The 15,471-nt window shown below is 35.4% G+C and carries 19 protein-coding genes and 1 pseudogene; 15 read left to right on the plus strand and 5 right to left on the minus strand.

Annotated features, from left to right (window positions below):
* Positions 1-93: 93 nt before the first annotated feature.
* Complete coding sequence (locus BM211_RS00745) at positions 94-585, plus strand: DUF3993 domain-containing protein (protein WP_035429246.1); 492 nt, start codon at positions 94-96, stop codon at positions 583-585.
* A gap of 142 nt (positions 586-727) precedes the next feature.
* On the opposite strand, the gene BM211_RS00750 is transcribed toward BM211_RS00745, so the two are convergent.
* Positions 728-967 (minus strand): glutaredoxin domain-containing protein, encoded by a 240-nt coding sequence (locus tag BM211_RS00750; RefSeq protein WP_035429245.1) that lies wholly within the window; start codon positions 965-967, stop codon positions 728-730.
* A gap of 509 nt (positions 968-1,476) precedes the next feature.
* Between BM211_RS00750 and BM211_RS00755 the strand changes: the two genes are divergently transcribed.
* The 12 genes from BM211_RS00755 (at position 1,477) to BM211_RS00810 (ending at position 9,705) form a co-directional block, all read left to right on the plus strand.
* On the plus strand, positions 1,477-1,713 hold the full coding sequence (locus BM211_RS00755) for a YkuJ family protein (protein ID WP_020059327.1): 237 nt from the start codon (positions 1,477-1,479) through the stop codon (positions 1,711-1,713).
* A gap of 189 nt (positions 1,714-1,902) precedes the next feature.
* Complete coding sequence (locus BM211_RS00760; RefSeq protein ID WP_090994623.1) at positions 1,903-2,052, plus strand: hypothetical protein; 150 nt, start codon at positions 1,903-1,905, stop codon at positions 2,050-2,052.
* A gap of 74 nt (positions 2,053-2,126) precedes the next feature.
* The gene (locus tag BM211_RS00765) at positions 2,127-2,645 is read left to right on the plus strand and encodes a ribonuclease H-like YkuK family protein (RefSeq protein WP_035429244.1); all 519 of its coding nucleotides are present in this window, start codon (positions 2,127-2,129) and stop codon (positions 2,643-2,645) included.
* A gap of 87 nt (positions 2,646-2,732) precedes the next feature.
* Entirely contained in the window at positions 2,733-2,924 is a 192-nt protein-coding gene (gene abbA, locus BM211_RS00770; protein ID WP_035429243.1) for an antirepressor AbbA, read from the plus strand.
* 208 nt (positions 2,925-3,132) lie between these two features.
* Positions 3,133-3,576, plus strand: a complete 444-nt coding sequence (cbpB, locus tag BM211_RS00775; protein ID WP_035429242.1) for a cyclic-di-AMP-binding protein CbpB — start codon at positions 3,133-3,135, stop codon at positions 3,574-3,576.
* 96 nt (positions 3,577-3,672) lie between these two features.
* Positions 3,673-4,509: a LysR family transcriptional regulator gene (locus tag BM211_RS00780; protein ID WP_090994990.1), complete on the plus strand. Its 837-nt coding sequence runs from the start codon at positions 3,673-3,675 to the stop codon at positions 4,507-4,509.
* A gap of 71 nt (positions 4,510-4,580) precedes the next feature.
* On the plus strand, positions 4,581-5,303 hold the full coding sequence (gene dapD, locus BM211_RS00785) for a 2,3,4,5-tetrahydropyridine-2,6-dicarboxylate N-acetyltransferase (protein WP_035429240.1): 723 nt from the start codon (positions 4,581-4,583) through the stop codon (positions 5,301-5,303).
* A 54-nt stretch (positions 5,304-5,357) separates the two neighbouring features.
* Positions 5,358-6,488: an N-acetyldiaminopimelate deacetylase gene (locus tag BM211_RS00790; RefSeq protein ID WP_035429239.1), complete on the plus strand. Its 1,131-nt coding sequence runs from the start codon at positions 5,358-5,360 to the stop codon at positions 6,486-6,488.
* A gap of 210 nt (positions 6,489-6,698) precedes the next feature.
* The gene (locus tag BM211_RS00795) at positions 6,699-7,247 is read left to right on the plus strand and encodes a peroxiredoxin (RefSeq protein WP_035429238.1); all 549 of its coding nucleotides are present in this window, start codon (positions 6,699-6,701) and stop codon (positions 7,245-7,247) included.
* 73 nt (positions 7,248-7,320) lie between these two features.
* Positions 7,321-7,779, plus strand: a complete 459-nt coding sequence (locus BM211_RS00800; RefSeq protein WP_035429237.1) for a TlpA disulfide reductase family protein — start codon at positions 7,321-7,323, stop codon at positions 7,777-7,779.
* A gap of 101 nt (positions 7,780-7,880) precedes the next feature.
* Entirely contained in the window at positions 7,881-8,747 is an 867-nt protein-coding gene (locus BM211_RS00805; protein WP_035429236.1) for a cytochrome c oxidase assembly protein, read from the plus strand.
* A 289-nt stretch (positions 8,748-9,036) separates the two neighbouring features.
* Positions 9,037-9,705, plus strand: coding sequence for a potassium channel family protein (locus tag BM211_RS00810; protein WP_035429234.1), 669 nt, complete (start codon positions 9,037-9,039; stop codon positions 9,703-9,705).
* A gap of 41 nt (positions 9,706-9,746) precedes the next feature.
* Here BM211_RS00810 and rnjA read toward each other — a convergent pair whose 3' ends face one another.
* Together rnjA and BM211_RS00820 are read right to left on the minus strand one after the other, a co-directional pair.
* The gene (rnjA, locus tag BM211_RS00815; RefSeq protein ID WP_035429233.1) at positions 9,747-11,414 is read right to left on the minus strand and encodes a ribonuclease J1; all 1,668 of its coding nucleotides are present in this window, start codon (positions 11,412-11,414) and stop codon (positions 9,747-9,749) included.
* Between the two features lie 3 nt (positions 11,415-11,417).
* Entirely contained in the window at positions 11,418-11,630 is a 213-nt protein-coding gene (locus BM211_RS00820; protein ID WP_035429230.1) for a DNA-dependent RNA polymerase subunit epsilon, read from the minus strand.
* A gap of 504 nt (positions 11,631-12,134) precedes the next feature.
* Between BM211_RS00820 and BM211_RS00830 the strand changes: the two genes are divergently transcribed.
* Positions 12,135-12,908 carry a Cof-type HAD-IIB family hydrolase gene (locus tag BM211_RS00830; protein WP_090994625.1) on the plus strand — a complete coding sequence of 258 codons (774 nt, stop codon included), beginning with the start codon at positions 12,135-12,137 and terminating at the stop codon, positions 12,906-12,908.
* 122 nt (positions 12,909-13,030) lie between these two features.
* Here BM211_RS00830 and def read toward each other — a convergent pair whose 3' ends face one another.
* Both def and BM211_RS27435 read right to left on the minus strand, forming a co-directional pair.
* On the minus strand, positions 13,031-13,585 hold the full coding sequence (gene def / locus BM211_RS00835; RefSeq protein WP_035429226.1) for a peptide deformylase: 555 nt from the start codon (positions 13,583-13,585) through the stop codon (positions 13,031-13,033).
* Positions 13,586-13,691: 106 nt separating this feature from the next.
* A pseudogene (locus BM211_RS27435) lies at positions 13,692-13,772 on the minus strand (YjcZ family sporulation protein); the annotation flags it as partial.
* Positions 13,773-14,355: 583 nt separating this feature from the next.
* Between BM211_RS27435 and pdhA the strand changes: the two are divergent.
* Positions 14,356-15,471: a pyruvate dehydrogenase E1 component subunit alpha gene (gene pdhA, locus BM211_RS00845; protein WP_035429221.1), complete on the plus strand. Its 1,116-nt coding sequence runs from the start codon at positions 14,356-14,358 to the stop codon at positions 15,469-15,471.

Here is a 15,471-nt window from a genome sequence, read left to right on the forward strand (position 1 = left end):
ACATTTTACGAACGATAGTTACTTTTTTTATGCATAATCATTGCTACAATGAATAGTAGAAGGATAAGCTCTTTTTACAGGGAGGGTGCGAAAATGAGGAAATACGGGATTTGGATTGTGCTATTTCTTTTCGTTGCATTTGTAATTGGACAAGGTGTGACAACGGTTCTTGGAAAAGAAGAAACAAAAATTGATCAAAATGAAATATTTGTAACGATTCAAAAGGGATATGAAGCGCAGTTTGCTATTCGTGGTAAGCGACTATCAATGGATAAAATGTATGATACATTATCTCCTTATTTCACGGATAACTTCCTTCAAGTTTTTACGGATGAAAATAATCAGGATGTGAAACGGAGTGCTCAATATTTATTACCGGCTAAAGAAGCACCATTTACTTTTTCGTCAAATACAAAAATTGTATACAATGAGGAGCATAATTTGTTATATGTGTATGAACGTAATATAAAAACGGATGAGTATCAAATTATAACACTGCAAAAAAATGGTGATAAATGGAAATTGGCGGGTTATCATGAAAATAAGCAGCTATTATCTGAAATTAAAAAATACGAAAAAGAGTAAAGAGAAACTCTTGTCATTGAGGGACCATCCTAAAATGACAAGAGTTTCATCGTATCGTCTCCATTTTTGTGTCTTTAAAGTGTTGAGGATAAATTTCACCATTTGTGGATAGGAAAAAGTGACGTACATACTGTCACTTTTTTTATTGTTCTAATCCTAAAAGTTGTTGTAATTCTTCAATTTGAAATCCTGCTACAACTTTCCCGTCTACAACGACAGTTGGCGTTGAATAGGAATCATAATCATAAAGAAGACGATTGCGAGCAGCAGTATCTTTTTTGACATCATATTCTGTAAAAGCAACATGATTATGTTTTAAAAATTCTTTAATAATTTGGCATGGTGGGCAATTAGGTTGTGTGTATATATCTACTTTCTTCATGTACTTCCTCCTCTTCAGCTCATTTTTATTATATTCTCGTATAAAAAAAACTTCAATAAAGCAAAATTTGTATTAACATGGCGACTTTTTTATTGAATATGAATTAAATAACCCTTATTTATCTCTATTCATAATATTGATGATATGTGGATTTATCTTGATTTTTCGACATAAGGATTGCTGCTAAGTAGAAAAAGGGTGCCCTTACTTGCTATGTCTCTTTGTTTTTGCATCGCATGTGGCCTGATTGCTTCTATACATGGCTAGATAAAAAGAATGTTTTTTGTCGTTTTTTAATGTGAATATATATAATTTTTTTTGTTAAATGTGTAAAAAAAGTAGTAGAAGTGTGTATTTCGGCTTTTTGTATGTTTTTTCGACAAATTTTAGTTGAGTTTCTTGCTCATAAGCATTATCCTAGGGTGTGGGACATTTTTTCAGTTATGACGGATAGAATGAGTATTGCTGTAAAACCTATTCGTAGGAACATTAGAGAAAGGGGAGATTTCATGTCTCTGCTCCAAGGAATTTTAACTCGTCTTGTTAGCCTAAAAGAACAAGCTGAAAGCGGCGAAGTAGCACAACGCTATTTTGAAGTGAACGGTGAACGCAAGTGTAGCGTAAAATATTTTGATAAAAGCGATATGTACGAGCTAGAAGTGTATCAACAAGGAGAAAAACCACAAGTATATCAATTCGATAATATTGATATGGTTGCAATCGAAATTTACGATATTCTTTCTTGATACATAAAAAGAAGGTGCCTCAAAAAAATGAAGGCACCTTCTTTTTTTTGTGATGAATAAGATTCACTCTCTGACCCTAAACTGATAACGCATTCTATAGAGTGTAGTATTCATTAATTGCACTCTTATGGACAGGTAACCTTAAGATAGAGTCCTGCTCATAAACAGTGACATAAAGAGGTGAGAAAAGTGGAAAAAATGCCTATTGTTGTATGTCCAAAATGTCATAAACAGTCAGAGATTACACATGTGTTAACAGCGCAGTCTAATCAAAATGTTATTTTCAAATGTCCGTTTTGTACATATTTAATACGGAATATCGAAACGAGCAAAGGATAAGTAAGTCATATTTTATTACTTTGTCCCATACAATGATAATACGAAAGTCTGTCTATGAGAAGGGACGTGACTGTATGGGCGGAGAATATCAATTTTACAACTTATCAGAGCGACACATGAGTTTCGAAACTGTATTTTTAAGAATTTGTCATTTTATTCAAAGTGCACCGCGCAACATGTATCGATTATCAATTGGAACAGATTCACAAGTACATCATAATAATACACGTTTTATTACAGCTATTCATTTGCATCGCGTTGGAAAAGGAGCTTGGGGGTGTTTATACCACCAAATGATAAAGCGAAAGCCCCCAAGTTTACGGGAAAAAATTTATTTGGAAACACAATTTAGTCAAGAGATTGCTTATTTATTTACCCCTGATCGCATACAACAACTTTGGGATATTCTTTATCCATACCGTGAAGAAGGTGCTGAATTTGTTATGGAGATTCATTTGGATATTGGAAAATATGGTTTAACGAGAGAGTTTATTGCGGATATGACAAATAAAATTACAGCAATGGGATTAACACCTAAAATTAAGCCTGATGCATATGCGGCGTTTAGCTATGCAAATCGGTACACGAAATGATTTTCCGTGCTGAATTTTCAGTCTATTAAATAAAAGGAATATTATATATAATAAATAATTAGGACGGTTGAATAAGGGGAGGAGAAAATGAGTAGAGAAATTGATTTAACGAAAGAGGAACAAAACTTATTGTTAGATGTGTTGTTCCGGCAAAATTATGCGAGTGAAATACTTTCCGTTGAACTTTCTGATATCGAAAACGGGCGAAAGAAAACAGACGTATCTCATTATAAACAAGTTACAAACTTATTTGCTCGTCTGAAGAATGAAGGATATTAAGGCTGCCAGAAAGGTGGTCTTTTCTTTTGTTTCTATGGTAAAATGAACTGTGATCAAAATAAGAAAATAAGGACAGATAATAATATGTAAACGCTGTCATAAACTAAAAATAGAAATGAGAAAGTAAAACATTACTTGAACGAATTGTTTTTTACGATTGGTTTACAATTGCTACTTGTTAGAATGAGTTAAAGTGGGGGATATCAATATGATTAGCATTCCAAAAGAAGAGTTTCAGCAAGTTATTGTAAAGGATTTAATGATTTCATCGGAAAAAGTAGCACATGTTCAAATTGGAAATAGTCTAGAGCACGCTTTACTTGTTTTAGTGAAATCTGGTTATTCAGCAATTCCAGTATTAGATCCGATGTACAAATTACATGGATTAGTAAGTACAGCGATGATTTTGGACGGTATATTAGGCCTAGAGCGAATTGAATTTGAAAAATTAGAGGATATGAAAGTAGAAAGTGTGATGAAAGGAGATATTCCACGCCTTAAGTTACAGGATTCATTTTCAAAGGCACTAGAGATGACAATTGATCATCCATTTGTATGTGTTGAAAATGAGGAAGGGTGTTTTGAAGGGATTTTGACGCGTCGTGCGATTTTAAAATTACTAAATAAAACAGTGAGACGATTTAATCGATAATGTTGGAAAAGGCGACTTCAACTGAAAGAAGAAGTCGCTTTTATCGTTTAGTTGTAACGAAAGAAGGGGAAAATATTGCAAATTGATGATTTTCATATGATGGTTATCTTAGCGCAAGAGTTAAATATGCGAAAGGCCTCGGAGCGCTTATTTGTATCACAACCAGCGCTTAGTCAAAGGCTTCAATCGATGGAAAAACAATGGGGGATGAAATTTTTTATTCGCTCTCAAAAAGGATTAACGATTACACCAGAAGGCGAAAAAGTAGCGAATTATGCTAAAGATATGTTGGAAAGAGAGGAAGCGATTAAGAGTGAACTAGCAACTTTCCAAACGGAAACATATGGAACTTTAAAGATTGCTGTTGCTTCTGTCATTGGGCAATATTGGTTGCCACCAGTTTTAAAGATGTTTGTACAAAAGTATCCATTCGTCAAAATTTCTCTCTTTACAGGCTGGAGTAGTGAAGTGCAAAATCACTTTTACGAAGGTGATGTTCATGTAGCGATTTTACGAGGGACACAAGAATATAAAGGTTATAAGCAACAGTTATTTGAAGATGAGTTGTATTTAGTCGATACAGAAATTAAGGATATTTCCATGTTAAAAGATACCAATAGGCCGTTCATTCAATTTAAAAGTGATTCAACATATTATGGACAAATTCAAAATTGGTGGTATGGTTTATTTTCTAATCCCCCTAAACGTACGATTGTTGTCGATCAAATTGAAACGTGTAAACAACTTGTTTTAAATGGTATTGGTTATGCTCTTTTACCGTCTACTGTTTTAAGGGAAGTAAGAGAAAAGACATATAAAACCCCAGTACAGCTGACGAGAGAAACGTGGTTATTAACAAGTGAATCGGCTAGACAATTGAAACAAGTACAGGCGTTTTTAGATATTATTGAAGAAATTCAAGCAGGAAAATAAGATTATTTTCTTGCGAGGAGTCTTTTCGTTTGGTAGAGTAACAGTATAAATGGATTTAGGAGGCAACAAGCATGAAAATGATGGATGCAAACGAGATTATCTCGTTTATTCAAAAAAGTGAGAAGAAAACTCCTGTAAAGGTATACATAAAAGGGGATTTAAAAGAAATTACATTCCCTGAAACAGTACAAGCGTTTGTAAATAAAAAATCAGGCGTATTATTCGGGGAATGGTCTGAAATTAAGACAATCCTTGAAGAAAATAAAAAACATGTTGCAGATTACGTTGTAGAAAATGATCGCCGTAACTCTGCAATCCCAATGCTTGACTTAAAAGGCATTAAAGCACGTATTGAACCAGGTGCTATTATTCGTGATCAGGTTGAAATTGGTGATAATGCAGTTATTATGATGAACGCAACAATTAACATTGGTGCTGTAATTGGTGAAGGTTCAATGATTGACATGAACGCAGTGCTTGGTGGACGTGCAACAGTAGGTAAGAACTGTCACGTTGGAGCAGGAGCTGTCCTTGCAGGCGTTATCGAGCCGCCATCTGCAAAACCAGTTATCGTTGAAGATGATGTTGTAATTGGTGCAAACGTAGTAGTTCTAGAAGGTGTTACAGTAGGTAAAGGTGCAGTTGTTGCAGCGGGTGCAGTTGTAACAGAAGACGTACCACCATACACAGTTGTTGCAGGAACACCAGCACGCGTTATTAAGGAAATTGACGAAAAAACTAAAGCGAAAACAGAAATTAAACAAGAGCTTCGTCAATTAAATCCAGAAGAATAAAAAAGAAAGCGTAAGGGCTTGTAGGCTCTTACGCTTTTTATCAATGGTGGTGAAATGATGATAAATAAATTTATTCAAATGCGCAGAGATTTACATCAAATTCCAGAGATTGGTTTTCAAGAATGGAAAACACAGCAATATATTTTAAATTATATAAATACCCTTCCAAGTGAGTATATGGAAGTAAAGACTTGGAAAACTGGTGTCATTGTAAAAATACATGGTCGTAATCCAGAAAAAACAATTGGTTATCGCGCTGATATTGACGGACTTCCAATTACAGAAGAGACAGGATATGAATTTTCCTCACTACATGAAGGGATGATGCATGCATGCGGACATGATATCCATACGACAATTGGCCTTGGGTTATTAACAGCTTTTGTTACAGAGCGAATTGACGATGACCTCGTGTTTATTTTTCAACCAGCTGAGGAAGGACCGGGTGGTGCTCTTCCGTTATTACAAAGTGAGGAATTACAAGTATGGAAACCAGATATGATTTTGGGACTCCATATTGCACCAGAATATCCAGTAGGGTCAATTGCGACAAAAGAGGGATTGCTTTTTGCGAATACATCCGAGCTCTACATTGATTTGAAAGGGAAAGGTGGACATGCAGCATATCCGCATACAGCGAACGATATGATTGTTGCCGCAAGCCATCTTGTTACGCAACTACAATCTGTTATTAGTCGCAATGTGAATCCGCTCGATAGTGCAGTTATTACAATCGGGAAAATTACTGGTGGAACAGTACAAAATATTATTGCGGAAAAGGCTCGTTTAGAAGGAACGATTCGTACATTATCTGTTGAATCTATGAAACGAGTAAAGGGGCGGATTGAAGCAATTGTTGCTGGAATCGAAACGTCTTTTGGGTGTACAGCGCAGATTGATTACGGAGCGATGTATCATCAAGTGTATAATGATGAAACGTTAACGAAGGAATTCATGGCGTTTACGGATCAACATACAGATATGAATGTTATCACTTGCACAGAAGCGATGACAGGAGAGGATTTTGGATATATGCTGCGTGAGATCCCGGGTTTAATGTTTTGGCTTGGTGTTGAATCTGAATACGGTCTACATCATGCAAAATTACAGCCAGATGAATCAGCAATTGAAAAAGCGATAATATTTTTAACAACATACGTAAAATGGAAAGGGAACAGGGCGTAATGCTTGTTCCTTTTTTTGTATAAGAAAATTTGTATAAATAGTGCGATTTTTTTGAAATTCTAGCACAATGCTTTATAATGGTAGATGGGAGAAGGAGTTGATAGTTAGTTTATTTATAATAACTATTAAATGATATTGACTAAAAACTATTTTTCCTATATAATAGAAAAGTATACAAAAATAACTAAAAATTAACGGAGGTTGGTACATATGACAGAACGTATGGTAGCAAAACAAGCTCCACGCTTTGAGATGGATGCTGTTATGCCAAACAAAGAATTTGGTAAAGTAAGCCTTGAAGAGATTATGAAACAAGACAAATGGACAGTGCTTTTCTTCTATCCAATGGATTTCACTTTCGTATGTCCAACAGAAATTATCGCACTTTCTGATCGTTATGATGAGTTCGAAGATTTAGATGCAGAAGTTATTGGTGTATCAACTGATACAATCCATACTCATTTAGCATGGATTAACACTGACCGTACGAAAAATGGTTTAGGCGAGTTAAACTATCCATTAGCTGCTGATACAAATCATGCAGTATCTCGTGATTATGGTGTATTACTTGAAGAAGAAGGAATCGCACTTCGTGGTCTATTCATTATTAGCCCAGAAGGCGAATTAATGTATCAAGTTGTCCATCATAACAACATTGGACGGGAAGTTGACGAAGTACTCCGTGTTCTTCAAGCACTTCAAACTGGCGGACTTTGCCCTGCAAACTGGAAACCAGGTCAAGAAACTTTAAACGTTTAATTTTTGAATAAGTGAACAAGGTCTAGCAAATTGTTGTTAGACCTTTCTCTACATAATATAAGGAGGAAATGTTATGAAATTACGTGAACCAATGCCTTCCTTAGAAGGAGCAACGACTGTGCTAAATGGAGAAGTAGTCAAGGAATCGCTAATTGGCGATAAACCAACATTGATTCATTTTTGGTCTGTTAGCTGTCATTTATGTAAAGAAGCCATGCCGAGTATTAATGAATTCCGTGATAACTATAAAGATAAATTAAATGTAATTGCTGTACATATGCCGCGTTCAGAAGAAGATTTAGATCTTGAAAACGTGAAAGCAGTAGCAGCGGAGCACGGAATTGTACAACCTATTTTGGTAGACAATCAGCATGCGATTACAGACTCTTTTGAAAATCAATATGTACCAGCATATTACGTGTTTGATAAAAACGGTGTATTGCGTCATTTCCAAGCGGGCGGTAGTGGTATGCAAATGTTAACAAAACGAGTAAATCGCGTTCTTGATGAAGCTGAAAAAACAGCTGAATAAAGGAAAACCTCCCTTGAACGGGGAGGTTTTTTAGTTTACATTTTATATGAAAATTGTGTAAAATCAATATGGTACATAGAGAAAAAAAGGTAGGGGATAGTGTGCAAATCGTAAGTACTATATTGTGTTTCTTTTTATATACATATGTAATTGTAGCAGCAATTTATTTTGGTGTTAGTTTTTATACATATTGTTTAGCGAAAAAAGAAAACCATACGAACACATATGAGTGGGTGAGAGAGTATTTATCACCTGTTGCAGAAATTATGAATGCATTTGCTTTATTTTTATTTGTTGGTTTAATCGCTTTTTCAACGAGCTTAGTTGGAAATAAAATGACTTTATTTATCCTTGGGGCCATTATTTTTATGTTGTTAGGAATTCGAATTGGTAATATGGTCTTTTGGAATAAGAAGTTGGTGGAAGGATATACTGGCCTATGTATTCCAGGGCTGTTAGCTGCAATCGTTACTAATATAGAGCATGAGTATTATCAGCTTCATTTTTGGTTAATTATTATTTTAACGATTGTATCGGTCTTATATATAAGTGCGACTTTTTTAACATATTGCGCATATAAACGAAAAGACAGGAATGCGATATTACTCTTTCGAAAGTGGGCTTTATTTTGGAGCGTTCAAACGATGATTGTTATAGGAGCAATTGCTATTGTTATGAACGGGTTTGAGATTGTAGGATGGCAAAAGATGATGGAAACGTGGTGGGTGTTTATTGTTTCATTTGCTGGTTTTTTAGGAGCAACTCATTATTTATTTCATCAGCATCACTATCAGCTTGCGATATTATTTGCTTTTATAAATTTATTATTTGCTTTTTTTGGACAAGAAACATTAATGTTTGTATTTCAAACGTTCAGTTCATTTGGAAATATATTCATTTTTGGTATGTTAATATGCATGCTAGCTTTTTATTTACAGCAATTTTTTTATATTCAAAAACAAAAATAAAAACGGACAGACAATCATTACAGCATTTGTTACGTAAAACTACTAAGTTTAAGTATGTAGTGAATATAGAATGGTAACTGTTGGTGAAACTTCCATCATTAGGAATGAAAAGACAATGATGGAAGTTTCACTTTATAAAATATGCTACAATGATAGTGGATTATGGTGTATAAGGTCCAAAGCCTTCACATCAAGTTTTTGAAGAGTTAAAGAAGATAGGTGGAAGATAAAGAAATTCCACTGATAAAAGTTTCATTTGATATGATTTAATATTACTGGAGGAGTTTGTGTGGGTACGAAGGAAAAAGAATTTGCTGTTATTGGTCTTGGTCGATTTGGTGGGAGTATTTGTAGAGAATTAGCGCAATTAGGAATGGAAGTTATGGCGATTGATATGGATGAAGATCGTGTAAATGAGTTTGCAAATATTGCATCTCATGCTGTAATTGCGGATTCTACAGATGAGATGGTATTAAAAAGTCTTGGAATTCGAAATTTTGAGCATGTAGTGATTGCAATTGGGGATAATATTCAATCAAGTATTTTAACAACCCTTATCTTGAAAGAGCTAGGTGTGAAAAATATTACTGTAAAAGCACAAAATGATTATCATGAAAAAGTTCTTCGGAAAATTGGAGCGGATCAAATTGTTCACCCTGAGCGCGATATGGGGAAAAGAATCGCCAATAATATTGCCTCAAGTAGCGTTTTGGACTATTTAGAGCTTTCAGATGAGCATAGTATTGTTGAGATTATTGCGAACGAAAAGATTGATGGTCATTCATTGATTGAATTAGACATTCGTGCGAAGTTTGGATTAAACATTGTAGCAATTAAGCGTGGGAAGGAAGTTCTTGTTTCACCGCGTGCGACAGAAAATATTCAAAAGGGAGACATTTTAATTGTAATTGGTCACGATAATGATGTAGACCGTTTCGAAATATTTTTAGCGAAATAATAAAAAGGACAATGCCGGCAAAGCGGCATTGTCCTTTTTATTTAAATTTCCATAATGATTGGTAAAATCATTGGTCGACGTTTCGTTTTTTCATATAAGAATGGAGCCAATGTATCTGTAATTTCATTTTTGATTTCAGACCACTGTGTTGTTTTGCGCTCCATTACTTTTTCTAAATGAGTTGTAATTAATGTTTGTGCATCGTTAATTAAATCGCTACTTTCGCGCATATAAACGAATCCACGAGAAATGATATCTGGCCCAGCCGCTACTTGGAAATCCTTCATATCGATGCTAACAACAACGATAACAAGTCCCTCTTCTGAAAGAATGCGACGATCGCGAAGTACAATGTTACCGATATCGCCGATGCCATTTCCATCGATATAGACAGAACCAGACGGAATCTTTCCTGCGATTGCTGCTTCATCTTCACGAAGTGCAAGTACGTCACCATTATCGATTATAAAGCAATTTTCATCGGGGATACCACAATCGTTTGCTAATTTTGCATGCATTCGTTGCATACGGTATTCACCGTGAATTGGCATGAAATATTTTGGTTTAATAAGACGTAACATTAGTTTCTGTTCTTCTTGTCCACCGTGTCCACTTGTATGAATATCAGTCAATGGTCCGTGAATAACTTCAGCACCTGCACGATATAACATGTTAATGGTACGGCTTACACTTACCGTGTTTCCTGGGATTGGAGACGAAGAAAAGACTACAGTATCACCTGGAATAATTTGAATTTGACGGTGTGTACCGTTAGCGATGCGAGATAATGCAGCCATCGGTTCCCCTTGACTCCCTGTACATAAAATCACAACCTGATTTGCTGGTATGCGATTTAACTGCGAGGATTCAATAATTGTATCTTTCGGACAGCGAATATAGCCAAGATTTTGTCCGATTTCCATTGCAGCTTCCATACTTCGACCAAAAACAGCAATTTTCCGATTGTTTGCTACTGCAGCTTCGACAACTTGTTGCAGTCGATGAATATTAGAAGCAAATGTTGCAAATATAATACGGCCTTCTACTTTACGGAAAATATCCTGGATGCTGTCACCAACGCGGCGCTCAGACATCGTAAAGTGAGGGACTTCGCTATTCGTGCTATCAGATAGCAGGCAAAGGACACCTTCTTTTCCGATTTCAGCCATCTTCGTTAAGTTTGCTGGCTCACCAACTGGTGTAAAATCAAATTTGAAATCTCCTGTATGCACAATCTGTCCTTGCGGTGTTTTCACAACGATACCATATGAATCAGGAATACTATGTGTTGTACGGAAGAAGGAAACGGATGTTTTTTTGAACTTAATCACGTCGTCTTCTTTAATTTCATGCAATTGTGCTTTTCGCAGTAATCCGTGCTCTTCTAACTTGTTTTTAATCAGTCCGAGTGCTAGTTTCCCGCCGTAAATTGGAATATTTACTTGGCGCAATAAATAAGGAATCCCGCCGATATGATCTTCGTGACCATGTGTAATAATGAGTCCTTTAATTTTTTCTTCATTACGTACGAGATACGTGTAGTCAGGGATGACATAATCAATCCCAAGAAGTTCGTCTTCTGGAAATTTGATTCCAGCATCAATAATAATAATTTCATCTTGAAATTGAACAGCATATGTATTTTTGCCGATTTCACCGAGTCCGCCAAGCGCGAAAACAGCAGTTTGGTCATTTTTTAGGAATTTCATAAATTAAACGTTCTCCGCTAATTTGAAATCTGCATATTGCTTTTCGTATTCAAGATGAGCACCAGTAACAGACTGGATAAACTCAATATTATATGCGAACTTGTGTAATTTTGTGCGAACTTCTCTTTCAGACCCAGCTTCTAGATATAGCACCTTAGTATTTTCACGTACAGGTACTTCTAGCATTTTTTCTTGATAAAATACTTTAAAAATCATTAAAACAATCTCTCCTTGTCTATGTTTTAGGCTATCTTTTAACTATTATAAAGCAAACGGTTATGATTTTCATGTTTTTTCGCATAAGAGTGAAGAAAAAAGCCCGGAATGGGCATGATTTAAGCAATTGTTTTTTTTCGAAGCAAATCGTTCCAATATACTTTTAATTTTTTCTTCAGTTTCTTCAGCACGGTTGTCCCTTCCTTTCTTTGCTCAAAACATGTATATAATCTTAATTAAAATAAGTAAGAAGAATTAAGTTTCAAAAGATGAACTACCTATAAGAAAATATTTCGTTCAACTTATAGTATGAGATAGAATAGAAAAGAAAATGCATAAGTTGAACCGTAGTATCGTTTTTATTTCAGTATATGCATAGTTAGGCAGAAAGGTTAGATAATAAGCAGTTTATTTATCAATATGTTATACTTTTTTAGTATTTGAAAAAATATTTTTAGTATAATGTGCTACGTTTGAATTGATGAAGTAGAAAGGGTTATGTGAATGAATGATAAAATTGTTTTTTTTGATATTGATGGAACATTGCTAGACCACAACAAAGAAATACCAAAATCCACAAAAGAAGCTGTACGCCGTTTACAAGAAAAAGGTATACATGTGGCAATTGCAACAGGACGTGCTCCATTTATGTTTGAAGATATTCGTAAAGAGCTAAACATTCATAACTATGTAAGTTTCAATGGACAGTATGTGGTGTTTGAAGATGAGGTTATATATAAAAATCCCTTGCACCCTGATGCATTGCATGATTTCACGAAATTTTCAGAACAAGAAGGCTATCCGCTTGTGTACTTGAATCATAAAGAAATGAAAGCAACAGTAACATCGCATCATTATGTAACAGAAAGCTTTGCTAGCCTTCATATGGATCATCCTACGTTTGAACCTAGTTTTTTTGAGGAACGTGAAGTTTACCAAACGCTTGTATTTTGCAAAGCAGGAGAAGAAGAAAAGTTTATTAACGACTATGCGAAGTTTCATTTTATTCGCTGGCATGCTTACTCTATGGACATTATTCCAATGGGAGGGTCGAAAGCGAAAGGGATTGAAAAGTATATTGAAAAGCTTGGATTCACAAGGGAACAAGTGTATGCATTTGGAGATGGGCTAAATGATCTAGAAATGATTGAAGCTGTAGGTACAGGAATTGCTATGGGAAATGGGCATGAAGATTTGAAAAAGCTTGCAAATTATGTAACGAAAGATGTTGCAGAAGATGGTATCCTTCATGGATTGCAGTGGGCAGGGTTGTTATAAAGTATAAATATGAGAACCATTTCAATAAAAAGAGTCAGTTTTCGCCACCTTTAGTGAAAACTGACTCTTTTTATCTTGTTATTTGTACGTCGCCAAAAATTCCTGCTGATGGAAAACTCGTTTTATCTTTCTAAAGGTGCTGCGTTTTCTAGATCCATAAATGGATTATCTTTATTTATGTGGTCATAAAACATAACGCCATTTAAGTGATCAATTTCATGCTGGAATACAATTGCTGGTAATCCTTTTAAACGCAGCTTGACTTCATCGCCATCCACTGTTGTTCCTTTAATAGTAATGCGAGTGTAACGAGGTACATAGCCAGGGACTTCACGATCCACTGACAGGCATCCTTCGCCCCCTTGTAAGTATGTACGTTCAACAGAGTGGCTAATAATTTTTGGGTTAAATAAAGCGTAGCTATATAATGTACCGTCTCGATCTGTGACGTGGACAGCGATCATTCTTTTAGAAACACCGATTTGCGGCGCGGCTAAACCAATTCCAGGACGTAAATTATATTTTTCAACCATTTCAGGGTTTTGACTGTTAATCACAAATTCGATCATCTTTCGTAATATATGAACATCTTCTTCGTTTGCAGGTAGAGCTATTTCTTCAGCCACTGCTCGTAAAATGGGATTTCCTTCACGAATTACATCATTCATTGTAAGCATATATAATCTCTCCTTTCATCTTTAGTCTACCAAAGGTTATGAAAAAAGTCATGACAAAGAACAAGGCAATAAACGCCTTGTTCTTTTATAATTGTTTCGTTTTGCATTAACAGATGCAAGCAGCACCGACGATAATTAAAAGTATAAACAATACAACGATTAAAGCAAAACCGTGTCCAAAGCCGCCGCCGCAACCACCACCATAGCCATACGTAGGATATGAGGCAGTTGAGGGATAACAAAAAGTGTATCCGTACATGGTGTGACCTCCTTTACCATTTCCGCGAATGCTGCGGTTAGTATAATGTATGGAAGAAAGAAGAGAAATGTATAGTTATTCGCCTAAAAAGAAGGAAGATGCTGTATATTTTTATTAAGATAGGACAAAAGATAAAAGGGACATAAAGCGTTTACATATTATTCTATGAGCAAAATATGTATGAAAAGGGAATAATATAACAGGAGGTTTTTGCTCACTAATACAGATGGTTTTTTGAAAACTTGTATTTGTTTAGAAAATCTCTCTAATCTTCGAAAAAAATTGAAATCAAAGTGATTGACATCATGATTAGAATAGTTGTAAACTTAAAAACGTGATCAAGATTGTATTAATTAGTTTAAATGAAAACATTAGTACAGATTGTTAGGTACACAAATTATTCAATAACTGACAAATGATACGTCAGTTTTCAAACTTATGCTTTCATGTATAGTGAGATGCTAGTGAAAGCGTTTAAGAATATGGTTCAAGAGAGGAAGAGGTGAACGGAATGGGTACTAAAACAAAAAAGACCCTATTTAATGTTGATGAGCAAATGAAAGCTATCGCAGCTCAATTTGAAACATTACAAATTTTAAATGAAAAAGGCGAAGTTGTGAATGAAGCAGCTATGCCAAAATTAACTGATGAGCAATTAAAAGAATTAATGAGTCGTATGGTATATACTCGCGTATTAGATCAACGTTCTATTTCTTTAAACCGTCAAGGTCGCTTAGGTTTCTATGCGCCAACAGCTGGACAAGAAGCTTCTCAATTAGCAAGTCATTTTGCTCTTGAAAAAGAAGACTTCATCTTACCAGGATACCGTGATGTTCCACAATTAGTATGGCACGGTTTACCATTATATCAAGCATTCCTATTCTCTCGTGGACATTTCATGGGTAACCAAATGCCTGCTGATGTAAATGCACTTTCTCCACAAATCATTATCGGTGCACAAATCATCCAAACGGCTGGTGTTGCATTAGGTATGAAACTTCGTGGTAAAAAATCTGTTGCAATTACTTACACTGGTGACGGCGGTGCGTCTCAAGGTGACTTCTACGAAGGTATGAACTTTGCAGGTGCATTTAAAGCTCCAGCAATCTTCGTTGTTCAAAACAACCGTTATGCAATTTCTACTCCAGTAGAAAAACAATCTGCAGCAAAAACTGTAGCACAAAAAGCAGTTGCAGCTGGTATTTACGGTGTTCAAGTAGACGGTATGGATCCACTAGCTGTATATGCAGCAACTGCTTTTGCTCGTGAGCGCGCAGTAAACGGTGAAGGTCCTACTTTAATTGAAACTTTAACATTCCGTTACGGTCCACATACAATGGCTGGTGATGATCCAACTCGTTACCGTACAAAAGATATCGAAAATGAATGGGAACAAAAAGATCCAATCGTACGTTTCCGTACATTCTTAGAAAACAAAGGCATCTGGTCTCAAGAAGAAGAAGAAAAAGTAATCGAACAAGCTAAAGAAGACATTAAAGAAGCGATTGCTAAAGCTGACCAAGCTCCAAAACAAAAAGTAACTGATTTAATGGAAATCATGTACGAAAAAATGCCTTTCAACTTAGCTGAACAATATGAAATTTATAAAGAAAAGGAGTCGAAGTAA

It is taken from the genome of Bacillus sp. 491mf (genome assembly GCF_900112415.1).
In the GTDB taxonomy this organism is placed as follows: domain Bacteria; phylum Bacillota; class Bacilli; order Bacillales; family Bacillaceae_G; genus Bacillus_A.